Origin of the sequence: Actinoplanes hulinensis, from assembly GCF_019429605.1 — a bacterium.
In the GTDB taxonomy this organism is placed as follows: Bacteria; Actinomycetota; Actinomycetes; order Mycobacteriales; family Micromonosporaceae; genus Actinoplanes; species Actinoplanes campanulatus.
Genome location: NZ_JAHXZI010000006.1, coordinates 336,790 through 359,253 on the forward strand (window position 1 = coordinate 336,790; position 22,464 = coordinate 359,253).

Annotated in this window: 20 protein-coding genes and 1 riboswitch; of the genes, 10 read left to right on the forward strand and 10 right to left on the reverse strand. The window is 71.7% G+C overall.

Annotated elements, in window-relative coordinates:
• Window positions 1-516 precede the first annotated feature (516 nt).
• Window positions 517-1,458 carry a DUF7919 family protein gene (locus KZ829_RS13930; RefSeq protein ID WP_220144290.1) on the forward strand — a complete coding sequence of 314 codons (942 nt, stop codon included), beginning with the start codon at window positions 517-519 and terminating at the stop codon, window positions 1,456-1,458.
• On the opposite strand, the gene KZ829_RS13935 is transcribed toward KZ829_RS13930, so the two are convergent.
• From KZ829_RS13935 to KZ829_RS13965, 6 genes are all read right to left on the reverse strand, one after another.
• The gene (locus KZ829_RS13935; RefSeq protein WP_220144291.1) at window positions 1,439-1,849 is read right to left on the reverse strand and encodes a hypothetical protein; all 411 of its coding nucleotides are present in this window, start codon (window positions 1,847-1,849) and stop codon (window positions 1,439-1,441) included. The genes KZ829_RS13930 and KZ829_RS13935 overlap by 20 nt on opposite strands.
• The gene (locus KZ829_RS13940) at window positions 1,846-2,166 is read right to left on the reverse strand and encodes a hypothetical protein (protein ID WP_220144292.1); all 321 of its coding nucleotides are present in this window, start codon (window positions 2,164-2,166) and stop codon (window positions 1,846-1,848) included. The genes KZ829_RS13935 and KZ829_RS13940 overlap by 4 nt, the downstream gene beginning before the upstream one ends.
• A 216-nt stretch (window positions 2,167-2,382) precedes the next feature.
• Complete coding sequence (locus KZ829_RS13945; RefSeq protein ID WP_220144293.1) at window positions 2,383-2,955, reverse strand: TetR/AcrR family transcriptional regulator; 573 nt, start codon at window positions 2,953-2,955, stop codon at window positions 2,383-2,385.
• Window positions 2,956-2,965: 10 nt separating this feature from the next.
• Window positions 2,966-7,372, reverse strand: coding sequence for a thiol reductant ABC exporter subunit CydD/CydC (locus KZ829_RS42910; RefSeq protein WP_308285473.1), 4,407 nt, complete (start codon window positions 7,370-7,372; stop codon window positions 2,966-2,968).
• A 377-nt stretch (window positions 7,373-7,749) separates the two neighbouring features.
• Window positions 7,750-8,730: a cytochrome d ubiquinol oxidase subunit II gene (cydB, locus tag KZ829_RS13960; RefSeq protein ID WP_220144294.1), complete on the reverse strand. Its 981-nt coding sequence runs from the start codon at window positions 8,728-8,730 to the stop codon at window positions 7,750-7,752.
• Between the two features lie 12 nt (window positions 8,731-8,742).
• Window positions 8,743-10,155: a cytochrome ubiquinol oxidase subunit I gene (locus tag KZ829_RS13965; protein WP_220144295.1), complete on the reverse strand. Its 1,413-nt coding sequence runs from the start codon at window positions 10,153-10,155 to the stop codon at window positions 8,743-8,745.
• Between the two features lie 73 nt (window positions 10,156-10,228).
• On the opposite strand from KZ829_RS13965, the gene KZ829_RS13970 reads away from it, so the two are divergent.
• From KZ829_RS13970 to KZ829_RS13980, 3 genes are all read left to right on the forward strand, one after another.
• Entirely contained in the window at window positions 10,229-10,585 is a 357-nt protein-coding gene (locus KZ829_RS13970) for a BlaI/MecI/CopY family transcriptional regulator (protein WP_183222306.1), read from the forward strand.
• Window positions 10,582-11,490: a M56 family metallopeptidase gene (locus KZ829_RS13975; protein ID WP_220144296.1), complete on the forward strand. Its 909-nt coding sequence runs from the start codon at window positions 10,582-10,584 to the stop codon at window positions 11,488-11,490. Before KZ829_RS13970 ends, KZ829_RS13975 begins: the two co-directional genes overlap by 4 nt.
• A gap of 122 nt (window positions 11,491-11,612) precedes the next feature.
• Window positions 11,613-11,748, forward strand: a riboswitch (cyclic di-AMP (ydaO/yuaA leader).
• A 17-nt stretch (window positions 11,749-11,765) separates the two neighbouring features.
• Window positions 11,766-12,752 (forward strand): C40 family peptidase, encoded by a 987-nt coding sequence (locus tag KZ829_RS13980; RefSeq protein WP_239141708.1) that lies wholly within the window; start codon window positions 11,766-11,768, stop codon window positions 12,750-12,752.
• Between the two features lie 143 nt (window positions 12,753-12,895).
• Here KZ829_RS13980 and KZ829_RS13985 read toward each other — a convergent pair whose 3' ends face one another.
• A complete protein-coding gene (locus tag KZ829_RS13985; protein ID WP_220144297.1) occupies window positions 12,896-13,318 on the reverse strand; it encodes a MarR family winged helix-turn-helix transcriptional regulator in 423 nt (140 codons plus the stop codon).
• Window positions 13,319-13,401: 83 nt separating this feature from the next.
• Between KZ829_RS13985 and KZ829_RS13990 the strand changes: the two genes are divergently transcribed.
• From KZ829_RS13990 to KZ829_RS14015, 6 genes are all read left to right on the forward strand, one after another.
• On the forward strand, window positions 13,402-14,466 hold the full coding sequence (locus KZ829_RS13990; RefSeq protein ID WP_220144298.1) for an epoxide hydrolase family protein: 1,065 nt from the start codon (window positions 13,402-13,404) through the stop codon (window positions 14,464-14,466).
• Window positions 14,467-14,591: 125 nt separating this feature from the next.
• A complete protein-coding gene (locus tag KZ829_RS43950) occupies window positions 14,592-15,890 on the forward strand; it encodes an AAA family ATPase (RefSeq protein ID WP_220144299.1) in 1,299 nt (432 codons plus the stop codon).
• Window positions 15,887-16,237: a hypothetical protein gene (locus tag KZ829_RS14000; protein ID WP_220144300.1), complete on the forward strand. Its 351-nt coding sequence runs from the start codon at window positions 15,887-15,889 to the stop codon at window positions 16,235-16,237. The genes KZ829_RS43950 and KZ829_RS14000 overlap by 4 nt, the downstream gene beginning before the upstream one ends.
• Window positions 16,234-17,256, forward strand: coding sequence for a tetratricopeptide repeat protein (locus tag KZ829_RS14005; RefSeq protein ID WP_220144301.1), 1,023 nt, complete (start codon window positions 16,234-16,236; stop codon window positions 17,254-17,256). Before KZ829_RS14000 ends, KZ829_RS14005 begins: the two co-directional genes overlap by 4 nt.
• A gap of 536 nt (window positions 17,257-17,792) precedes the next feature.
• Window positions 17,793-18,533, forward strand: coding sequence for a phosphatase PAP2 family protein (locus tag KZ829_RS14010; protein WP_308285474.1), 741 nt, complete (start codon window positions 17,793-17,795; stop codon window positions 18,531-18,533).
• 42 nt (window positions 18,534-18,575) lie between these two features.
• A complete protein-coding gene (locus KZ829_RS14015) occupies window positions 18,576-19,190 on the forward strand; it encodes a tyrosine-protein phosphatase (RefSeq protein WP_308285475.1) in 615 nt (204 codons plus the stop codon).
• Between the two features lie 26 nt (window positions 19,191-19,216).
• Here KZ829_RS14015 and KZ829_RS14020 read toward each other — a convergent pair whose 3' ends face one another.
• The 3 genes from KZ829_RS14020 to trpB all read right to left on the reverse strand — a co-directional run bounded on the left by KZ829_RS14020 (window position 19,217) and on the right by trpB (window position 22,342).
• Window positions 19,217-19,921, reverse strand: a complete 705-nt coding sequence (locus KZ829_RS14020) for a GntR family transcriptional regulator (RefSeq protein WP_308285476.1) — start codon at window positions 19,919-19,921, stop codon at window positions 19,217-19,219.
• Window positions 19,908-20,699 (reverse strand): tryptophan synthase subunit alpha, encoded by a 792-nt coding sequence (gene trpA / locus KZ829_RS14025; RefSeq protein ID WP_220144304.1) that lies wholly within the window; start codon window positions 20,697-20,699, stop codon window positions 19,908-19,910. Before trpA ends, KZ829_RS14020 begins: the two co-directional genes overlap by 14 nt.
• A gap of 482 nt (window positions 20,700-21,181) precedes the next feature.
• Entirely contained in the window at window positions 21,182-22,342 is a 1,161-nt protein-coding gene (gene trpB / locus KZ829_RS14030; protein ID WP_220144305.1) for a tryptophan synthase subunit beta, read from the reverse strand.
• Between the last annotated feature and the right edge of the window lie 122 nt (window positions 22,343-22,464).

A 22,464-nucleotide genomic window follows, 5' to 3' on the forward strand; every position in this document is an offset into this window, starting at 1 on the left:
GTCAGTCAGGCGTCCGACCCGGCCTACCTGCTTCGTGGGCCGGACTCCTTACCCTGGTCTGTCCGCTTCGTCGGCCGGACTCCTTACCCTGGTCTGTCCGCTTCGTGGGCCGGGTGACCGGTTCTGGTCTGTCCGCTTCGTCGGCCCGGCTTCGGCTTCGGCCCGCAACCCTGTCAGCTGGGCGGCTTGTCCCGCTCGTCCATCCTGCGGTCAAACCGGGTGGTTTCGGTCTGTCCGCCCCGGCCAGGCGGTTCTGAGGGACATCGGCGCGGTTGCTTTCCGGCGTTTCCAGCGGATGGCCGTGACGCGGGCCCGCGTGTCAGGTGGTTGCCCTGAGCCAGCGGCCTGCCCGTGTCTCGGCGGGCGCGTTCGGGCTTTCGTGCCGGTTCCGGCCGACGGGCGCGTTGCGGCCTGGCGTGGCGGGTGGCCGCGTGGAGCCGGCGGAGCGGCCGTAGTTCGGCGATCGCGGCCACGTCCGTACCAGAAGCGGTTTTGGTTTTCTGATAGGACATCGACGTGGCGCATTTCCCGGATCTGAGTGTCTACACGTATCACCCGGAGGAGATCATCGGTTTTCCGACCGGGACGACCAGCTGTCGGCCCGGCTATGAGCGGCTCAACGTGGGCTGGCTGGACGCTCCGCACGAGTTCGAAACGGGAACCGTTGCCGACGGGTTCGCGGACGCGCTGCTCGACATCATCGCCGGGCGCCGGATCAACCAGATGCGCGGCTTCCACGTCTGCACGCTCTGCCCCGCGCAGGCCTCGCCCGGACGGCCGCGGAGCCTGGAGGTGGTGCATCGGTCTCGCACGCTGTATCTCGGATCCTCCGAGATCAGGGTGCCGTCCGGGCCTGGCACGATGTTCGCGGCGCCCACCCTGATCTGGCATTACGTGACCGCCCACGGCTACCGTCCGCCGGACGTGTTCGTGCTGGCCGTGCACGGCTACGACCCGGAGTGGACGTCCGGCCCGTGGGTTCCCGCCGACGCCGACCGCCGCGATTCGCGCGGTGATCCGCTGACCTCACCGGATCTGCGGCCCCTGTTCGGCGGGGAGGCCGCGCGCAAGGCCACGCCCGCCCTGGACCTGCGCCCGGTCCCGGTGCAACCGGGACTCGTTCTCGACAACGACGCGGTCGGCCTGCTGCGCGACGGACTCGGCTGGTACGACATGGAGATCCGCTGGATGGCCCACCTCGACGACTCCGGCGTGCTGCGGTTGTGGCGGTCGTGGAAAGGCCAGCAGGTCTACGAGGCGCGGCTCGTTCCCGGGCCGGACGGCGCGACGCTGACCGGGCTCACGGTCGAGCAGGATCCGTCGCGTCACCAGGGAACGCTGGACCGGGAGCCGGACCTCTTCGAGAGAGTGCTGCGGTCGTGCCTCGATCACCCGCGGCGATTCCGGGCCGGCCACACTCCGTACGGGCCGTCGCCGGTCACGGGCGCTCCCGGCTGAGCGTGGTGACGCCGGCCCCGTCGAGACGCATGGACAGCAGGCGCAACTCCATCTCGGTGCCGGGCAGACCTTGACCAGTCAATGCGGTCAACATTGCGGCGATGTCGGAGAGCGCCGTGCCACGGTCCCGGAGCACCTTCAACACGGCGACCCGCGAGGTGATCCCGGACAGGCGCAGCCGGAAGACGCCGCACTGGTCCAGCAGCGCCTGGCGCACCTCCGGCGGAGGCTCGTCCCGGCCGCATTCCAGGACCGGGCCGTCCGTGCAGGCATGAAGCCGTGACCAGTGCAGACGGCCGTAGACGATCGTCTCGCCGACCGTGGCGGTCGCGCCCGGCGGACAGCGACCGCAGACGACCGGCACGGCAGCCTCATCCGGGAATGTCGTCACGGGACTGGAACGTCCTGGCGGTAGAGGGTGATCCGGTCCCGGGAGACCGTGCCGGGAAGGTACTCGAACCCCTCCGGCGAGATGACCAGTGAAGCCGGGTCGATGCCGTCGGCCGCCCACACGTCCACCGGTCCACCGGTGTTGTTGATCCGGATGAAGAAGCCGGCGGTGTGCTCGTCGGCCAGGAAGATCCCGTCGACCTCGGGTCCCCGGCTGCCGGCGATGCCACGGGCGGCGCCCATCCGCGACGAGTCCAGGCCGAACCTCCAGATCGAATCCCGGTTGCGAACCGAGGTGACATGGTAGAGACGCTCCACCGGCCGACCATAACGGTCACCCCCGACCCGCTCACCCGCATATTCGGCCGCCGCCCTCCCGAACCCGGAGGTGCGCTTCGTGGTGGGCGGTGCGTCAGCGGGTGGCGCATCCCTGCGGCCGTGGCGCCACGCGGGTAGTACGGTCGGGCGGTGCGTCAGCGGGTGGCGCATCCTTGCGGCCGTGGCGCCACGCGGGTAGTACGGTCGGGCGGTGCGTCAGCGGGTGGCGCTGATGGAGCTGCCGGTTTCCGCGCGCACCAGTTCGGTGATCCATTCGACGGCGACGGCGGCCTGCTCGGGCGGTCCGGTGTACAGGCCGTTCACGACAAGCCAGATCCGGTCGGCGAGCAGTGAACTCCCCCCGATGCCGGTGACGAGGCGATCCCACTGAGCGCGGCTGTCGGCCAGATAAGCCTGGGCGACACGGGCGGGCTCGTCGTCCTCGTCCGGGAACTCGGTCAGATAGTTACGAAACGCGCACCCCCGATAACCCGGCTGCCGAACCGTGTCGGCGACCTCCCCGGTCAGCGCGAGCAGCCGATCAACCGGATCGGTGGACCAGTGCAGAGCCTCGGTCACCGAGCGTTCCCGCTCATGGCGGACCAGTGAGAGGTAGGCCGCCGCCAGCTCCGCCTTGCTCGGAAAGTGCTTGTAGAGCAGGTTCTTGCCGCACCCGGCCGCCTCGACCACCTGGGCCATGCTGACACCGCGGACGCCGTGCTCATAGAAGAGCCCGGCGGCCGCCGTCAGAATGGTTTCCCGGGTGCCCGGAGCAGGCGTGCGTGCCACGATAACCAGCTTAAGGGGTTATATCGGTCAGTTTGCCCCGGCTGAGGCGGAGCACCCGGTCAGCGAGCCCGAAACCCTCCACACGATGCGCGAAGACCAGCACGGTACGCCCGTCGGCCGCCCCCAGCAGGTCCGCCATCAGCCGGTGCGCGCCGTCCTCGTCGATCCCTTCGGTGGGTTCGTCGAGAATCAGCAGGGCCGGATCCGCGAGGAGCGCCCGTGCGGTCGCGAGACGGCGGCGTTGCCCACCGGAGACGGTGCTGCCGCCGGTGCCCAGCCAGGTGTCCAGCCCGGCCGGCAGCCCCGCCAGCCACTCACCGAGCCCCACCCGCCGAAGAACGGCGTGGAGCCGCTGATCGCTCGCGTCCCGGTCCCCGAGCCGCAAATTTTCCCGCACGGTCGACGCGAAGACATGCCCGGTGTCGTCCCCCACCAGAACTGTCCGCCCACCCGCGGTGACAGTGGTGGTGCTGTTGCCATCAGGGTCACCTGTGGTGCCGCCTTCGGCTTCGGTGCGCGTGCCGCCCTCGAAAGCAGTGCGGGTGCCGTCTCCGATAGCGGTGTGCGTGCCGGTGTCGGGTGCGCTGCCGGTGGCCGTGCCGGTGTCGGGTGCGCTGCCGGTGGCCGTGCCGGTCTCGGACGCGCCGACGATGGCCGCGCCGGTGTCGGGTGCGCTGCCGGTGGCCGTGCCGGTCTCGGATGCGTCGACGATGGCCGCGCCGGTGTCGGGCACATCCACGATGGCCGTGCCGGCGTCGCGCGCCTTGACGATGACCGTGCCGGCGTGGGGCGTCAGGAGGCCCGCGAGTACGGCGGCGAGCGTCGACTTGCCGGAGCCCGATCGTCCGGTGATCACCGTCCGCGATCCCGCGGGAAGGTGCAGGTCCAGGCCGTTGAGTGCCGGCTTCCGCCTCGGATCCCACCCGGCGACAAGCCCTTCGACCCGAACCTCGCCCCGGCCACCGTTGACCCCGGTGCCGACTGCCAGCACCTCCGATGATTCCGAAGCTTCGGCGGTTGACTCTGGACCCGTGACAGAGATGCGCCCATCCACGCCGACAACGTTGACGTCCTTATGGATGGCACCATCATTCCTGTCGCAGTCGGTGTTGACTGCACCGTCGTCCATGTACACGTCAACATTGACTGCAAGGTCGTCAATGTTGACGTCTTCATTTGCTGTATTGATTACCTGGCCGCTCAAGTTGACGGTCTGACCGCGTTGGTTGACGTCTCGACTGGTCACGCTGACTGGCTTGACTGCCGTGTTGACCGGTGGGTGCCTGGCCGTCAGGGCGGAGACACGGTGCTCGGCTCCGGCGGCACGCCGCCCGGCGATCGCTGCCTCAGCCAGGCCGACCACCGTCTCGCCGAGCACGATCACGCTCAGCAGCACCACGGCGCTCCATTCCGCGGACAGGCCTCCGCGCGTGAGAAGAACTGCGACTCCGGCAGCGGCGGCGCCCCAACCCAGGTGGGCGGTCGCCGCTGCCAGCCCGGCTTCACGGGCCGCCCGGGCCTCCAGCACGGCGAGGGTTCGGCTTCGCTGCTGGGGTACGCCCGGGTTGCCGCCCCCGCCGCTCAGTTCCTCGATTCCGTCGACGGTCTCCACCACCGCGTCACGGAGCGCCGAGCGGGCCGCGCCGGTCGTCGCTTCCCGGCGGTCCACCTGCCGGGCGGCGATCGCCGGGGCGAGCACTCCCGCGATGACCAGGCCCACCGCGAGCGGTACCCCCAGCGCCGGGGCCGCCCACACCACCGCCAGCGCGCCGACCGTCACCGTCACGGCGGCGGTGATCATCGGCAGGCGGCCGCGGAGGAGCCCGTCGGCCTGGGCGTCGACATCATCGACGAGCCGGGTGAGCAGGTCGCCCCGCCGGTGCAGCCGCGGCCCCGGAACGTGCGGGATCAGGTCGGCGTAGACCTGTGCCCGGCGGGCCCCCAAGGAGGCGAACGCCACGTCGTGCGCGAGCAGCCGTTCCAGGTAGCGCAACAGCGGCCGGGCCACCGCGCTGCCCCGTACCAGCACGACCGCCGCCGAGAGACTCAGCACCGGCGGCAGCGCGGACGCCCGCACGAGCAGCCATGCCGCAGCCCCGGTGAGCAGGATCCCGGCCAGCGACGATCCGGCGCCGAGCGCGACCGCCGTACCGGGCCGCCGCAACCGGCCCCACCCCCGCCGCCCCGGGAAGCCGCGGCCGGTAACGCCCGCCGCCTGGTGTGCCGCGCGGGTGGTCGAGAGAAGCGAGGGATGGTGGTCTGTGACCGGCCTCGGAAGCGGCGACGGCGGTGCTGCCGAGCGGGCTGCTGACGGTTGTTCGGGCCGGCTCGCCGTGGGCGAGGTCAGGCCGTGCGGTGGTTGTGCCGCATCCGGATCCGGGGAGGGCAGCGGCCGGGCGGGCGTGGTCGGCGACGGCTGATCCAGCCGATCGGTCTCGGTCACCTCCCGGATGATCTCGTCGATCCCGGTGACGACCCGCCCGCCGCCGTCCGGCTGGTGGGTGGGGGTGGACGACGAGGTCGTGGCCCGGACGATGACGGCCGTCGGTGGCCCGGCCGACCAGGAGGGCTGTTCGGCATCGTTGGGGATGACGGCCGTCACCGTGCTGGTCAGTACGGCCGGGCCGGCGGGTGGGGCGACATCGACGATGCGGTCGGCGGCGGCCAGCAGGGCCGGGCGGTGGGCGACCACCAGGACGGCACAGCCCCGGGCGGCCAGGTCTCGCAGGCGGCTGACGATCAGGCGTTCCGCCGTCACGTCCAGGTGGGCGGTCGGCTCGTCCAGCAGCAACGTGACCACCGGTGGGGGGAACCGGGGCGCGAGGCGGCCCTGTGCGGTGGTGACCAGGCGCGAGGAGGAGGACATCGCCCGGGTGGCCCGGTGCAGCAGCACGGCGAACGCCAGGCGCTGGCGCTGGCCCGCGGAGATTCCGGAGACCTGTTCGCCGAGTGGTGTCTCCGGGGTGATCTCGCCGGTCAGGCCGGCCGATCGCAGCGCGGCCAGGATTTCCGCGAGGCCGGTCTCGGCCGGGAAGGCGCCGGCGACCGTACGGGCGTGCGGCAACGCCGAGCGCTGCGGCAGGTAGAACGTGCCGCCCACGGCGAGCGCGCCGGATTCGGCGGGGTGCAGTCCGGCCAGTACGCGCAGGGCGGTCGTCTTGCCCGCACCGGATGGGCCACGCAACGCGACCAGTTCCCCCGCGTGCACGAACAGCTCCGGAAGGTGTAGCGCGTCGGTGAGCGAGCCGGGGTAGCGGGCCCGGAGCCCGGCGGCACGGACACCCCACCGGCCGGTGTCGCTCGGCCGGAATCCCTCGGGTGCCGGGATCCGGTGCGATGGGGCGGGTGTGCACCCGACCTCGTCGGCGAGACCGGTTGCCGACGGCGACGGGGCGGTGAGGATCTCGTCGACGTCGGCGATGACCGCGCCCGCGCCGGTGGAGGCGTGGTAGCGGGCGGCCATCTCGCGCAGCGGGCGGTAGGCCTCCGGCGCCAGCAGGATCACCAGCAGGGCCGGGCCGAGGTCCATGGCGCCGGCCGCCACCCGGAGGCCCGCCTGGACGGCGATCAGCCCGACCGCGAGGGTGCCGACCAGGTCCAGGGCGGTCGAGGAGAGGAACGCTACCCGCAGCACCCGCATCGTTGCCGCTCGATGGCGGTCGGTCAGATCGGCGATGACGTCGATCTGGTGTTCGGCGCGCCCGTACATCTTGAGGGTCGGCAGGCCGCGCACGACGTCGAGGAAGTGACCCGCCAACCGTGCGTCAGCGGCCCAGCGCCGTTCGGCGCGGGCCTTGGTGGCCCAGCCGATCAGCGCGCCCAGGATCGGCAGCAACGGCAGGGTGAGCAGGGCGATCACCGCGGAGGCGGGATCCACGGCTGCCATGATCACGATGACGAGTGGGGGCAGGAGGACGCCCAGCACGAGCGCCGGCAGGTAACCCGAGAACCATGGGCGCAGGGCGTCGAGGCCGGTGCCCAGTACGGTCGTGAGCCGGCCGGAGCCGTAGGCGGCGACCCACGCGGGACCGCGACGGATCACCCGGTCCAGGAGGGACCGGCGTAGCTCGTCGGTGACCGTGGCGGCGGTGCGCTGGGCGACCACCTGCTCCGCCCAGGCCAGTGCGCCGCGTGTTGTGAACGCGGCGGCCAGCAGGAGGATCGCGGTCGTCCCGCTCAATTGCCCGGGAAAGACCTTCACGGAGCGGCCGGTCACGAGGCCGGTCACGATCCCGCACAGGGCCACCGAGATGGCGATCGTGGCCGCGGCCTGGCCGATACCGATCAGCGCGAGCAGGGCGATTCCGGCTCGGCTGGTCCGTGCGTGGCGGAGCAGCCGTGGATCGATCGGCCCACGGGAGACCCGCGCGCCCGTCACCGCCGACGTCGCCGGCTGTGGCCCGGCCGCACTCGGCACCGGCTCCCGTTGCCCGGCCCGCCTCCCGACCTTGAACCTCTTCCCACCGGATCCGGTGGCCGATCGTCCAAGGTCCGCTGTCGGGGGCTTGCGATCGTCTTGTTCCGCGTTCTTGGACGTTTCTCCGCCTGCTGCGGTGGTGGATCGTCCAAGGTCCGCTGTCGGGGGCTCGCGATCGTCTGTTCCCGCGTTCTTGGACGTTGTCCCACCCGCTGCGGTGGTGGATCGTCCAAGAGCGACCGAAATGGTGGACGAGGATGTGAGGGGAGGGGAGGTGGGGGCGCCGCTGGTGGGAGCCGGTTCGGGGCCGTTCGCCGAGAGGTGGCCGGGGGAGCGCGGCTCGTCAACGGTGGCCCGGGAGCGGGGGTGGGCCGGATTCACGAGGCGACCCGCTCGCTGGCGACACGGCGGCGGAAGACCCAGTAGGACCAGGCCTGATAGACCAGGACGCCGGGCAGGATGATCACCCCGGCGATGGTGATCAGGCGGAGGGCCTCGGGGCCGGCAGCGGCCGAGGCGCGGGTCAGGGACCAGGCCGGGTCGAGAGTGCTGCGCAGCACCACCGAACCGTGTGTGGTGAAGACCGCGACGACCGCGCCGGCGACGGCCAGGGCGACGGCTGTGAAGGCGGTGCCCTCCCGGGAGCGCCGCGCCTGCAGTCCGGCGGCGAACACGATGGCCGCCGCCGCCAGGGCGAGGCGATTGCCCGTACCGATGCCGATGAGCAGAAGGGCGACCGCGCCGGCCGTGCTGGTGTGGCGTGCCACGTCGCGTGCCCGGCGGCGCACCGGGCCGGTGGTGCGCAGCGCGAGGAACGTCGCGCCCAGCAGGACGGCGGCGAGCAGCGCGGCGAGCGCGCCGAGACCGGCGGCGGGGCTGAGCAGGGGGCCCAGGCTGCGGCTGAGCCCGGTGCCGGTGACCTCGCCGTCGCTGCCGAGGGCGAGGCCGTCGACCAGTACGCCGAGGACCGCCCCCCAGAGCAGCACGATGCCGCCGGAACTCGCGGCGAGCAGCAGGTCGCAGCGACGGCGCCACGATGGCGAGTCGTGTTTGCCGCGGAACTCGAGGGCGACTCCGCGAATCGCGAGGAGCAGCAGGATGGCGACCATCGGCAGGTAGAGGGCGGACATCAGGGCGGCGTACCAGGCGGGGAAGGCGGCGAAGGTGACGCCGACCGCGGCGACCAGCCAGACCTCGTTGCCGTCCCAGAACGGGCCGACGGTCCGGATGATCGCGCCGCGTTCGTGCTCGTCGCGGCCGAGGACCGGGGAGAGGACGCCGACGCCGAAGTCGAAGCCCTCGAGGACGAAGTAGAGCACCCAGGCGAGGACGAGGACCGCGAACCAGAACGTGATCATGGGAGACGACTCCTAGTAGGCGGGAACCGGCTCGGGCTCTTCCTGCTCGGAAGCGACCGGGGTGAGCGGCTGGCGGGAGAGGTGGACGACCAGGCGGTACCAGGCGATGGCGAGCAGGCCGTAGATCAGGGTGAATCCGGCCAGGGAGGCGATCACCTCGGCGCCGGTGAGGCCGGGGGAGACGCCGTCCTCCACCTTCGAGATGCCGAACGCGAGCCATGGCTGGCGGGCGGTCTCGGTGAAGATCCAGCCGAAGGTGTTGGCGGCGGCCGGCAGCGCCGGGGCGAGCAGGACGAACCGGCGCAGCCAGCGTGGCGTGCCCTGGCCGGGCCGCAGGAACGTGGGGAGCGGCGGCATCCGCCGGGCGGTCTCCCAGGTGGACCACAGGTGGTAGGCGGCGACCGCCATCGCCAGGATCCCGGCGCCCATCATGAGGCGGAAGGTCCAGAACGCGACCGGGATCATCGGTACGTAACTGCCCGGCCCGTACTGGGCGACGTACGCCGCCTGCAGGTCGTCGATGCCCTGCACGGTCCCGCCGAACGATCCGGTGCCCAGGAAGGACAGCAGGCCCGGGATCTCGATGCTGAAGAACGGCCGGTCGTGGCCCAGCTCGCCGATCGCGAAGACGGAGAACGGCGCAGCGGTGGCGGTCTCGTAAAGGGCTTCGGCGGCGGCCATCTTCATCGGCTGCACGGCCGTCATCACCTTGCCCAGATGGTCGCCGCTGATCGCGGTGACCGCACCGCCGATCAGCATGGTCCAGGCGCCGACCCGGGCGAGCGTGCGGAAGGCGGGGTCGGCGACGGTGCGCCAGATGCCGATCGCCATGAGGAGCCCGCCGCCGGCCATCGCGGCGCCGCCCATCGTGTGCGGGAACGCGGCGAGCACCACCTCGTTGGTCATCAGCTCGGTGAAGCTGGTGAGCACGGCCCGCCCGGTCGACGGGTCCAGTTCGTACGCCACCGGGTTCTGCATGAACGAGTTGGCGGCCAGGATGATGTACGCCGACAGCAGCGTGCCGACCGCGACGACCACGATGGTGGCGGCGTGCAGACGGCGGGGCAGCCGGTCCCACCCGAAATACCACAACGCCAGGAACGTGGCCTCGAGGAAGAACGCGAGCATCCCCTCGATGGCCAGCGTCGGCCCGAACACGTCGCCGTAGAACCGGGCGAACGCGCTCCAGCCGAGCCCGAACTGGAACTCCTGCACCAGGCCGGTGACCACGCCGACCGCGAACGTGACGATCAGCAGCTTCCCGGTGAACTTGGCCAGGTGCAGATACTTCTCGCGGGCGGTGCGCAGCCAGGTCAGGTGGAAGCCCGCCGCGGTGGCGGACAGGCAGATCGACACCGGTACGAACAGGTAGTGGTAGATCGTCACGACCGCGAACTGCAATCGAGTCAGGTCGAGCACGTCCATGGCAACCCCTCTACGACGATTCGTAGTAGATACTACGACTCGTAGTACGACGTCGTGCAGTAGACTGCCTCACATGGCGAGGAACGACCTCGAGCGCGAGGTCATGGCGAAACTGTGGGACGCACGCGAGCCGCTCACCGTGCGGCAGGTGCACGATCTGCTCAGCCGTGACCGCGACCTGGCGTACACGACGGTGATGACCGTCCTCGACCGGCTCGCCAAGAAGGGCCTGGTCGTTCAGCAGCGAGCGGATCGTGCCTACCGTTACGCCCCGGCGCAGACCCGCGAGGAGATGACCGCCGGTGTGATGCTGGACGCGCTGAGTGCCACGCCGGACCGGGATGCCGCGCTCGCCTACTTCGTCGGCCAGCTGCCGCCGGAAGCGCTGAGGGCGGCCATCGAGAAGGCCGGCCGTAACATCGAGCGGTGACCGCCCTCCTGCTCGGCGCCCTCGGGCTGACACTGTCGCTTGCCGTGCCGAGGCTGTTGGCCAACGCCCGCTGGCCGGACCGCGCCCCGGTGGCCGGGGTGCTGCTCTGGCAGGCGCTGACCCTGACCGCCGTGCTCTGCGCGCTCGGGGTCGTGCTCGCCGCCCCGGAAGAGGTGGTCCGTGCGGCCGGCGCGCGGCACCCGGAGACCGTCGCGGCGCTGCTGTTCTCCCTGGCGGTGGCCGCGACCATCGTGACCCGGCTGGTGGTCTCGCTCGTCAAGGTGACCTCCCGGGCCCGTGCCCGGCGCGACCGGCACCGCATGCTCGTCGACCTCCTCGATCGGGTGGAACGTCATGACGGCCTGAGCGGGGGAGAGGTGCGGGTGCTGGAGGCGCCCCTGCCGCTGGCCTACTGCGTGCCGGGCCGGAACCCACGGGTGGTGCTCAGCGACGGCGTGCTCGACGTGCTCGACCGGGAGCAGGTCGACGCCGTCCTCGCCCACGAGCGTGCCCACCTGCGGCACAAGCACGAGCTGGTGATGGAGTCGTTCACGGCCTTCTACCAGGCCGTGCCCGGGCCGTTGCGGTCGAAGGCGCCGCTGGACGCCGTACACCTGCTGTTGGAGATGGTGGCCGACGATGCCGCGAGGCGCCGCACCGGGCACGCGCCGCTGCGGGCCGCGCTGGCTCGTCTCGCCGACGCCGTCCCCTTGGCGGAGGAGGTGACCGCCGACCCGGAGGGTGAATCACGGCGACGGCGCCTGGCGCGGCTGGATCGTCCGGGCCGTAGCTCGACGGCACTCGCGGTGGCCGGGACGGCAGCGGCCGCGGGTCTGTTGGTGCTACCCACGGTGATCGTCGTCGTGCCGTGGCTGGCGCGTGCCCTGAATACCTGGCCATTCTAGTAACCCTCCGTATTGCCGGCTGTTCGTACAGTTCGGCGGGCTGTGCGACCTTCATTTGCCGGCATGATCCGAGTACGGTGGTCCCCGGTTCGGCAGCCCCCCATCGTCCATCCGGCCGATCTGGCGAACCACCGCCCAATCGCGACACGCGAACCGGGGACCCAGGTCAGTGGGGTGAAGCCGTGGCACCACGCGCGGCCGGGCATGCTTCCCGCCCGAACCCGTCAGCTAACCCGGTCGGCGGCTGAGTGGGAAGAAAGGACGACGCACACAACGTGAAACGCAATGGCGCGCGTCGCGCCGGCCTGCTGCGCATCCTGGTTTGCGCGCTCGCCGCGGCCGGCCTGGTGATCACGGGTCCGGTGGCGGCCCATGCCACTCCCTCGCCGTCCACCGTCGAGGGTCAGATCGACGAGGAGTGGAACAAACTCGAGCCCGTCATCGAGGAGTACAACGCCAACCACACGAAGCTGACCAAGCTGCGGAAGCAGCAGAAGCAGCTGGCAAAGACGCTGACGCCGCTTCAGCTTCAGGTGGATGTCGCGATGGCGCAGGTGCGAGGTCTGGCGGTCGACGCCTACATGCAGGGCCCGCCGGGAAACCTCAACGCTCTGCTGAGTGGTGACCCGGACGGTCTGGTGGAGAAGCTCACGCTGCTCGACCAGCTTGCCCACAACCAGGAGGCCTCGATCTCCAACGTCGCGAAGCTCCGCGACAAGTACGCCGCCGACAAGGCCACGGTCGACCAGCTCGAGTCCGAGATCTCCGCCCGCGACACGGACCTCGCGACGAAGAAGACGGCGATCGAGAAGGAGATCACGAAGCTCCAGAAGCTCCGGATCCAGGCGTACGGCGACGCGAACATCGACGACGGTCCTCTGCGCACCGGCCCGTGCCCGGTCACGTACACCAACGACAAGGGTGGCCGTGCCGCCCAGAAGGCGTGCGACCTGATCGGCAAGCCCTATGTCTTCGGCTCCGAGGGACCGAACAGTTACGACTGCTCGGGCCTGACGAAGGAGGCGTGGGCCGCGGTCGGTGTGCATCTCGAGCACTACACGAAGGACCAGTGGGGCTCGGGCACACCGGTGAGCCGGAGCGAGTTGAAGCCGGGTGACCTGGTCTTCTACTACTCCGACGTGCACCACGTCGCCATCTACATCGGTGGTGGCCAGGTGGTGCACGCCCCGCACACGGGAGACCACGTGCGGATGGCGACCATCGATCGGGGGCCCATCGCCGGCTATCGCCGACCGGGCTAGAAAACCCTCCGGGAAAGACCGCCGTCGTTTCGCGCCGGCGGTCTTTCTTTTGATTTCGTACGCCTTCGTGAGCCGCCGTGGGAGACCCGCGAGCTCCCCGGCCCGTCGCGGCCGTGCCGCGCCCGCCGGGGGTGAGTGGCCCGTCACCCGCCCGATTGATGGTGCTCCAACAGCCGCTGCAGCAGCCCGGTCAGTTGCTCGCGCTCCGGGCCGGACAGGGGTGCCAGCAGCTCGTCCTGGACCGCGTGTGCCCGCTCCGACAACTCCTCGGCCCGCTCCCGCCCCCGCTCGGTGAGCCCGACGATGTTGCGCCGCCGGTCCGCCGGGTCGGGTGACCGCTGCACATGGCCCGCCGACTCCAGCTCGTTGAGCGCCCCGACCAGATCGCTCAGATAGATCCCGGTGCGCCGGCCGAGCGCCGCCTGACTGGCCGGACCCTCGGTGGCCAGGGAGCGCAGCAGCCGGTAGTGGTAGCCCCGCGCCCCCACCGCCCCGAACCTCTCGACGATGATCCGGTGACCCTGCGCCGAGACCTGACTCAGCACCCAGCTTGGCAGCTCTTCCACGTCGCGATTTTAACATTGGGCTCTCTAACGTTGACGAATCTAACGTTGGACTTCTGAACGTTCGCTAGTCTAACGTTAGTCGCATGAACGAATCCAGTGTCCGGGTCCCGCAATCCGAACTCGACGATCTGACCGCCCGGCTCGGCCACACCCGGTGGCCCGACGCCGCTCCCGGCGACTACGGCATCCGGCTCGATCGGGTCCGGGCACTCGCCGACCGCTGGCTCGGGTTCGACTGGCGGGCGCACGAGGCCGAACTCAACGCCATTCCGCAGCAGGCCGTCGAGATCGGTGGCGACCGGATCCACCTCTTCCACGTCCGTTCCGCCGACCCCGGTGCCCTGCCTCTGCTGCTCACCCACGGCTGGCCGGGCTCCACCGTCGAGTTCCTCGACGTCATCGGCCCGCTCAGCGAGCACTTCCACGTCGTCGTCCCGGCCATCCCCGGTTTCGGGCTCTCCGGGCCCACCACCCGGCCCTGGGGACTGCGCCGGGTGGCCGAGGCCTGGGCCGAGCTGATGTCCCGCCTCGGCTACCGGCGCTACGGCGCCCAGGGCGGTGACTGGGGCTCCGGCATCTCCCGGTCGCTCGCCGCGGTCGCCCCCGACCGGGTCGTCGGCGTCCATGTCAACTACCTGCCGACCCCCGGCCCGGCGGAGGGCCTCGGCCCCGAGGATCAGGAGCGGCTCGCCAGGACGATGCGGCTGGCCGCCAACCGGCACCCGCACCAGATCCTGTTCGCCGCGACTCCGCAGACCCCGGCGTACGCGTTGAACGACTCCCCGGCCGGGCTGCTCGCCTTCCTGGGTGAGAAGTTCGACACCTGGGCCGACCCGGCCACGCCCGTCCCCGACGACCGCATCGTGGCGGATGTCGCCCATCACTGGCTGTTCCGCACCGCGGGTTCGGCGGCCCGCATCGTCAAGGAGACCGGCCTGGACGGCCCGCAGGCGCCCTGCCCGGTGCCGCTGGGTGTGGCCGTCCTGCCCGGCGACATCACGCAGTCCGTGCGCCCGCTCGCCGAGCAGCGCCACGACATCCGCCACTGGACGGAGTTCCCGCGCGGCGGCCACTTCGCCGCACTGGAGGTCCCCGACCTTTTCACCGCCGACGTGACCACCTTCTTCCGCACCCTGACCGGCCGATGACCCCGGCACGAGCGCCGGGAGCGGCCGGGGAGGAGCGGTGGGTGCGGGAGACAGATCGGCGCCGGGGGAGCCGTCGGGGTCCGTCCGTGGTCGGTGGGCGGCGTGGCGGGGGCATAATCGCCCGCATGAGCGATGCCTTGATCAACAGCCTGGCGGCCGCCGTCGAAGCACGGCCCGACGACCTGACGCTGCGGCTGCACCTGGCCGAGATGCTGGTGGCCGCCGGCCGGGGGCCGGAGGCGATCGGGCATGCCGCTCAGATCCTGGCCCGCGAACCCGGCAATACCGGAGCGCAGCAGGTCATGGCCCGGGCGCTGGGCGGGACAGCGCCGCCCGTGCCCCCGGTCGGTGAAGAGCAGGCACCGCCGACCGCGACGGTCGCGCCCGAGGCGGGGGCACAGTCGCCGGAGGCGGCGCCGGAGAGACCCGCGACGGGTGGGTCCGGGATCGACTGGACGGCCATGGAGGAGCAGTTCGGGGACGTGGTGCCGCCGCGGTTCGCGCGGGCCGACGGCGAACCCGATCCGGTGCGCGGGCACGCCGACCGAGCCTTCGACGTGGAGCGCTCCGCCGTCACGCTCGCCGACGTCGGTGGCATGGCCGAGGTGAAGAAGCGGCTGGAGGTGTCGTTCCTCGGGCCGCTGCGGAACCCCAAGCTGCGCAGCCTGTTCGGCAAGAGCCTGCGCGGCGGGCTGCTGCTCTACGGCCCGCCTGGGTGTGGCAAGACGTTCCTGGCGCGGGCGGTCGCCGGGGAGATGGGGGCGGCGTTCATCTCGCTGTCGATCACCGACGTGCTGAACATGTGGATCGGCAGCTCCGAGCGCAACCTGCACGACCTGTTCGAGTCGGCTCGCGGGCACTCGCCGTGCGTGCTGTTCCTCGACGAGATCGACGCCCTCGGGCACAAGCGCAGCCAGTTGCAGTCGTCCATGCGAACTGTGGTGAACCAGCTGCTCACCGAACTGGACGGCGTCGACGGCGGCAACGACGGGGTGTTCGTGCTGGCCGCCACGAACGCGCCGTGGGACGTCGACGCGGCCCTGCGCCGCCCCGGCCGCCTCGACCGCACCGTGCTGGTTCTCCCACCGGACCGGCCCGCGCGCGAGGCGATCCTGGAATACCACCTGCGGGATCGTCCGGTCGTCGGGATCGATCTGGCCGCCGTCGCCGCCGCGACCGAGCACTACTCCGGCGCCGACCTGGCCCACCTCTGCGAGACCGCCGCCGAGTACGCGATGCGCGACTCGATCGCCACCGGCGAGGTCCGCATGATCAGCCAGGCCGACATGCTGGGCGCGGCGCGCGAGGTCCGGCCGTCGACGGACGCCTGGTTCGCCACCGCCCGCAACGTGGCGATGTTCGCCAACGAGAGCGGCGAATACGACGATCTGGCCGCCTACCTCAAGAAGCGCAAGCTCCGATGATCCGCTCCCTCGTCGCGGCGGCCGTCCTCTCCGTCGCTCGCGTCCTGCTCGCCGGCTGTCACCTGCTGCGGGCGGGCTTCCCGGCCGCGGCCCGATTCCTGCGCGCGACCCGCTTCGGGTTCGCGGCGCGGATCCTGGGCGCGGCGCGCCTGGTGTTCGCGGCGCGCGTGCTGGGCGCGGCCCGCCGTCTGCTCGCTGTCCGGTTCCCGCGCGTGGCCCGTCTTCGGCCCGCCGTCCGATTCCCGCGCGCGGTCCGCCTACTGCTGGCCGCACGCCTTCTGCACGTGGCCCGTTCCCTGGTCGTGGCCCACCCACGTGTCGCGACCGGCGACGGCGGCGGCCGGTGAGTGCCGCGGCGCGGGCACGGGCGCTTGCCGACGTCGGGCGTCTCGAGCAGGCCGAGTCGGCCGTTCGTGCGGGACTGGGCGAGACGCCCGCCGACCCGGAGTTGCTCGGACTGCTCGCCGGCCTGCTGCGGCTGCAAGGCCGTTACCCGGACGCTCTGGTGTCGGCCGAGGCCGCGGTCGCGGTGGCTCCGGAGATGGCCGCCGTGCACATCGAGCACGCCGAGTGCCTGCTGCTGCTCTCGCGGCCGGACGACGCGCTGGCCGCCGCCCGCGAGTCGGCCCGGCTCCGCCCGGACGCCCCGGAGCCGCACCGCTCGGTGGCCCGTTGCCTCATGCTGCGCCGCGACTTCGACGGCGCCCGCGAGGCGGCCGGGCGTGCCGTCGGGATCGCGCCGCAGTCCGTACCGGATCTGATGACCCTGGCGGAAGCGGAACGCCATGCCGGCCACCGCGACGCCGCCCGCGCGGCAGCGGCCCGGGCACTGGCAGAGGATCCGGACGACGCCGACGGCCGCTGGATGATGGCCCTGCTCGACGCGGAACGGATGCGTGTCCGCGACGCCATGCGGGGGCTCCGGCGGCTCGCCGCCGACCGGCCCGACCGGTACGGCGCGCCCGCCCTCACCTGGCCCATCCGCGGTCTGCTCGCAGGTCTGCGCCGCGGCCTGGCCGCCGGGATCCCGCTCACCGCCGTCCTGGCCGTGATCGGCCACTGGTGGGCGCCGGCGGAACTGCTGGCCCGCGGCGCCGCCGCCGTCATGGTGTTCGTGACGGTCGGCCTGGCCGGCCGCGTGCTGATCCCGGCCGGCCGCCTCCCGTGGATCTGCGTGGGCCTGCTTCCGGCCCGCATGCGCCGCGCCGTCGTGGTCGGCCTGATCAGCGCGGTCGCTCTCATGCCGATTCTCATCCGGTACGCGGTGAGCGCTACGTGGCCGGCACTGGCCTGCGCGTTCGCGGTGCTGATCGTGCTGCTCACCGCGGGAGCGGTCGAGCGAACGGACGGTGATCTTCCCGATTAGAACTTGCCCAAGCGGCAAGATCGTCGGATGCTATGCCCCTTGATCGACGGGGGAGCGTCATGGCGATTTCACATTCCAGTGACCCGGCGGATACCTCCGAGTCTCCGCCCCTGTCCCGTACCCGCGTGCCCCGGCAGCGTGGCTCCGGCAGTGCGTCGGGTGCCGCCGGCCGCCTGGGCCGTGCGGCGGGTGCTACCACCCGCCTGGAAGGTCCCGGCCATGGAATGGGTAGCGCCGGACGACCGGAGGGTTGGCGCCGAGCGGCGGGCGTTGCCGGCGGCCATGGGACGGGTGGCGCCAAACGTTCGGGGAGCCTACGTCGTGCGGCGGGTGCCGGTGGGCACTCGGGCCGCGCGGCGAGTACTGCCGCCCGCCTGGACGGCTCCGGCGAAGTAGCGAGCGCTGCCGCCGACCATCTGGCCGCGGCGGGACGGGGCCCGGCCGGAGAAGCCGGGTCGGGTCGGCTGTGGGCACTACGGGGACGGGCCGGGAAAGCCGCGTCGGGTCGGTTGCCGGCGTTGTGGGGACGGGTCGGGGTGGCCGGGTCGGGTCGGTTGTCGGCGTTGCGGGAGTTCGCGCTGATCGCCGTGCTGTTCCTCGTCTACAAGGTGGCTCGGCTGGCGGCCAACGGCCACGTCGGCGAGGCGTTCCGCAATGCGCGCGCCGTCTGGGACGCCGAACGCTGGCTGCGCCTGCCCGGCGAACTGGCCGCCCAGCAGAGCCTGCTCGGCTGGGACATCCTGGTCGAAGCGGTGAACAGCTACTACGCGTACGTGCATTTTCCGGCGACCGCGGTCTGCCTGGTCTGGCTGTACCGCTACCGCCCCGCCCACTACCGCTGGACGCGGAATGTTCTGGTCCTGCTCACGGGCGGTGCCCTGGGCGTACATTTTCTGGTCCCGCTCGCCCCGCCCCGCATGCTGACCGAAACCGGGATGCTGGATCTCGGCCGTCTCTACGGCCCGGCCGTCTACGGCCCGCCGGAGACCGATCAGATCTCCAACCAGTACGCGGCCATGCCGAGCCTGCATGTCGGCTGGGCACTGGTCGTCGCGATCGCCCTGATCGCCGCGACCACCACCCGGTATCGCGGCCTGTGGCTGCTGCACCCGGCGATCACCCTGCTGGTGGTCGTGGTCACCGGCAACCACTACTGGCTCGACGCGCTCGCCGCCGCGGCGCTGCTGGCCGTCGCCTACGCCATGCTGCGCGGTCAGCGCCCGACACCGGCGGTTCCGCGACCACGTGCCGAGGAGGTTCTGGTTCACGTACCGTGAGCGACCATCAGGCGCTGGACACGCCGGTCTATGTTCGCGGATGTGCGACTCGACTGGCCGGACTGCGGCAATGCCCGTGATCTGGGCGGCACTCCCACCCGTGATGGCGGCCGGGTCCGTGCCGGCGCGCTGATCCGCTCCGACAGCCATGCCCGCATGACCGCCGCCTCGGTCGGCGTGCTGCGCGGCCACGGTCCCGGGCTGATCCTGGATCTGCGCTGGATTCGCGAATGCGACAGCGCACCGAGCCCCTTCGCAGCCGACCCGGTCTACCGGAACGTTCCCCTGCTTCCCGATCCGATGGACTACGAGGTTCCTGACCACACGTACGTGCCGATGCTCGACCACAACGGCGAACGCGTCGCCCGCGCCGTCCACGAGATCGCCATCGCTCCGCCGGGCGCCGTGGTGATCCACTGCCACAGTGGCCGGGACCGGACCGGCTTTCTGGTCGCCCTCCTGCTCGGCGTCGCCGGGGTGGACACCGATGTGATCGCGGCCGACTTCGCCCGGACGCCGGGAACCGATCCCGCCGCCATGCGTGACACCCTCGCACACGCCGATGCCCGCTACGGCGGGGTGGTGCCCTACCTGCTACTTCACGGCGTCCCTCCGGCGGAGATCACCGTGATCCGTCATCGCCTGCTGGAGCCGTGACCTCACCGGGAAGCGCCAGTTGATCATCAGACGGCCGGTCGGCTCCAGTGGAGGGTGAGACCGTGCACAGCCCGCTCGGTACGGATCTCCATGGCCGACCCCAGGATCGTCGCCCGATCCACCACCAGGGCCGAGTCGTCCAACCCGTACGAGATCCGCTCGGACAGCAGCACCGGCTCGCCGGGGGAGCGGCGTAGCAGCGTGGCCGCCGGCTCCTCCAGCAGGGCGGGCCGGACCACTTCGGACGCCCGCCGGACACCGATGCCGTGCTCGGCCAGCGCCGCGTAGAGCGAGGTGCCGCTCAGGTCGGCGCCGGCCAGGACGGTGCCGCGGATCCACGAGAGCTGGTGGACGGCGGGACGCCCGGCGACCAGCCGGAGCCGTTCGAGGCGGACCGCGGGGCCGTCGCCGAGGACCGTGCCGGCCCAGTCCGGGGGTGTTCCGGTGTCCTGGCCGAGGATCTCGGTGGTCACCGTCTGCCCCTGGGCACGCAGGTCCTCGGCGAAGCCGCGCAGGGAGTCGAGTGTGTACGTAGCCCGCGGTGAGAACACGAACGTCCCCCGCCCCGCCTGCTGGGAGAGCAGCCCTTCGTCCTCCAGCCGCTTCAGCGCCTGCCGCAGCGTGGCCAGCGTGACCCCGTAGCGGGCGCTGAGCTCCTTCTGCGGCGGCAGCGCGGAGCCCGGCGGCAGCTCCCCAGCGCGGATCTTGCTGCTCAGGTCAGCCGCGATCACCTGATACTTCGGCGTGCGCGTGGTCAGCGGGCACCTCCTGGTCGGCCTGGTCGACGGCGGCCCGCAGCGCGGCGACGTCGTCCAACAGCTCGCCGGGTGTGGCCCCGTCCAGAACCCTACGCATCAGGGTGGAGGCGACGACCACCCCGTCCCCGGCCCGGGCGGCGGCGGTGGCGTGTTCCGGACGGGAGATGCCGAAGCCGATCAGCACCGGCAGATCGGTGACCGCCTTGATCCGGGCGGCGAGCGGCGCGGCGGTGCCGGCCAGTTCGTCCCTCTCGCCGGTGGTGCCCAGCACGCTGACCGCGTAGACGAAGCCCCGGCTGCGTGCGGCGATCTCGGCGAGCCGCTCCGGCGGGGTGACCGGGGCGGCCAGCAGGACCAGGTCGACCCCGGCCGCCTCGGCCGCGGAGGAGAGGCCGTCGGCCTCGTCGACCGGCACGTCCGGCACGATCAGCCCGGAGACGCCCGCCTCGGCCAGCCGCCGGCAGAACACCTCGGGGCCGTCACGGAAGACCAGGTTCGCATAGGTCATCGCGAACAGCGGAACGCTGATGCGGTCACGCACCGCGGCCAGGTCGGCCAGAATCGCGTCGATCGTGGTGCCGCGGCGCAGTGCCCGGTCGGAGGCTTGCTGGATGGTCGTGCCGTCGAGCATCGGATCGGAGAACGGCAGGCCGATCTCGATGGCATCGGCCCCTGCCTGCTGATAGGCGAGCAGGTAGTCGGTCCAGTCCTCGGTGATGCCGCCGGTCAGATAGGGGTAGAGCCGCTTCATGCGGCACCTCCAGTCGGTTGAGGAAGCACACGGCGGTGCCGCGCGGGATTGTGGGTCTCACGAATGAGCCGCCGACCAAGGTCGGGCCTGATCAGTGGGCGACGAACACAGGGCGGCGGTGTCCAGGGAGAGCGCCCGTCAGCGACGGGCCGGGATACGTGGAGTTGCGGTCGGCCCGTGCCCGGGACGAGAGGGAAGAGCCCCTACCGAAGCCGGCCGGGCGAGATCGGGATGTGCGGCGTTGCGCCGGACTTGCTTCCGGGACGACAGGGGAAGAGCCGTACCGAAGGCGAGGCGGATCGCGAGGGAAGGACGAGAGAGGAAGGCCGTCCCGAAGCGAGGCAGATCGGCAGGAAGGAACGACAGGGGAGGGCCGTGCCGGGAGCGAGGCGGATCGCGTGGGAAGGACGACCGGGCAAGAGCTGTCCCGGAAGCCAGGCGGATCGTGAAGGAAGAACGACCGGGGTGCGGCACCGGTGGGCTCACTCGGTGACCCCGGCCAGCGTGGCCATGTCCTTGTCGCCGCGGCCGGAGAGGGTGAGCAGCACGGTGGAGCCGGCCGGCAGCTCGGGTGTGCCGGCGGCGCGGAGCACCCAGGCGACCGCGTGTGCCGACTCCAGTGCGCAGATGATGCCCTCGGCGCGGGCCAGGTGGCGGAGCGCGGCGACCGCCTCGTCGTCGGTGACGGTCACATACTCCGCGCGGCCGATGGCGCCGAGATGGGCGTGCTCGGGGCCGATGCCGGGGTAGTCCAGCCCGGCGGAGATGGACTCGGCCTCCAAAATCTGGCCCTGCTCGTCCTGGAGCAGCATGGACCGGTAGCCGTGGACGACGCCGGGCCGGCCGTGGGTCATTGCGGCCCCACCGGCGGCCTCCACACCGACCAGCCGCGCCCGGGTGTCGGCGAACCCGGCGAACGTGCCGGCGGCGTTGGAGCCGCCGCCCACACAGGCCACCACCACATCGGGCTGGATCGCGGCCTGGGCCCGGGCCTCCTCGCCGATCACCCGCTGGAACTGGCGGACCAACCACGGGTACGGATGCGGGCCCGCCGCCGAGCCGAGGCAGAAGTGCGCCTCCTCGACGGCGGCCACCCAACCGCGCATGGCCTCGTTGGTGGCGTCCTTCAGCGTGCGGCTGCCGGCGGTGACCGGGATGACCTCGGCGCCGAGCAACTCCATGCGGAAGACGTTGAGCCGCTGCCGGGCCATGTCGCGCTCGCCCATGTAGATGGTCGCGCGCATGCCGAACAGGGCGGCCGCGGTCGCGGTGGCCACGCCGTGCTGACCGGCGCCGGTCTCGGCGATGAGGCGGGTCTTGCCCATCCGCTGGGCGAGAAGCGCCTGCCCGAGCACATTGTTGATCTTGTGGGACCCGGTGTGCGCCAGATCCTCCCGCTTGAGCATCAGGGTGATGCCCAGGTCGGCGGAGAGCGTGGCGGCCGGAGTCAGGGCGGTGGGCCGCCCGGCGTAGACGGAGCGAAGCTCGGCGAGCCGCTCGTGGAAGGTGGCGTCCGCCCAGGCCTCCCGGAAGGCCGTCTCCAGCGCCGCGCAGGCCGGGACGAGGGACTCGGGCACGTAGCGCCCGCCGAAATCACCGAAGCGGCCGCCGGCGGGAGGGGCCATCGATTCGAGCACGGTCATCACCATCTCCTAGAGTTCTAGAACTCTTGCCACTCCAGTGTGCCATGAAAGCGGCGAGAGTTCTAGAACTGTGGAGGAGGCGCAAAGGAAGAACGCCCCGGCAGTCGTGCACCGGGGCGTTC

What these genes read in the sequence shown, in the direction of transcription:
- KZ829_RS13970 (WP_183222306.1), top strand. Translation starts at nt 10,229, where the DNA reads ATGGCGAGGAACGACCTCGAGCGCGAGGTCATGGCGAAACTGTGGGAC.
- trpB (WP_220144305.1), bottom strand. Translation starts at nt 22,342, where the DNA reads ATGACCGTGCTCGAATCGATGGCCCCTCCCGCCGGCGGCCGCTTCGGT.
- KZ829_RS13990 (WP_220144298.1), top strand. Translation starts at nt 13,402, where the DNA reads ATGAACGAATCCAGTGTCCGGGTCCCGCAATCCGAACTCGACGATCTG.
- KZ829_RS14000 (WP_220144300.1), top strand. Translation starts at nt 15,887, where the DNA reads ATGATCCGCTCCCTCGTCGCGGCGGCCGTCCTCTCCGTCGCTCGCGTC.
- KZ829_RS13965 (WP_220144295.1), bottom strand. Translation starts at nt 10,155, where the DNA reads ATGGACGTGCTCGACCTGACTCGATTGCAGTTCGCGGTCGTGACGATC.
- KZ829_RS43950 (WP_220144299.1), top strand. Translation starts at nt 14,592, where the DNA reads ATGAGCGATGCCTTGATCAACAGCCTGGCGGCCGCCGTCGAAGCACGG.
- trpA (WP_220144304.1), bottom strand. Translation starts at nt 20,699, where the DNA reads ATGAAGCGGCTCTACCCCTATCTGACCGGCGGCATCACCGAGGACTGG.
- cydB (WP_220144294.1), bottom strand. Translation starts at nt 8,730, where the DNA reads ATGATCACGTTCTGGTTCGCGGTCCTCGTCCTCGCCTGGGTGCTCTAC.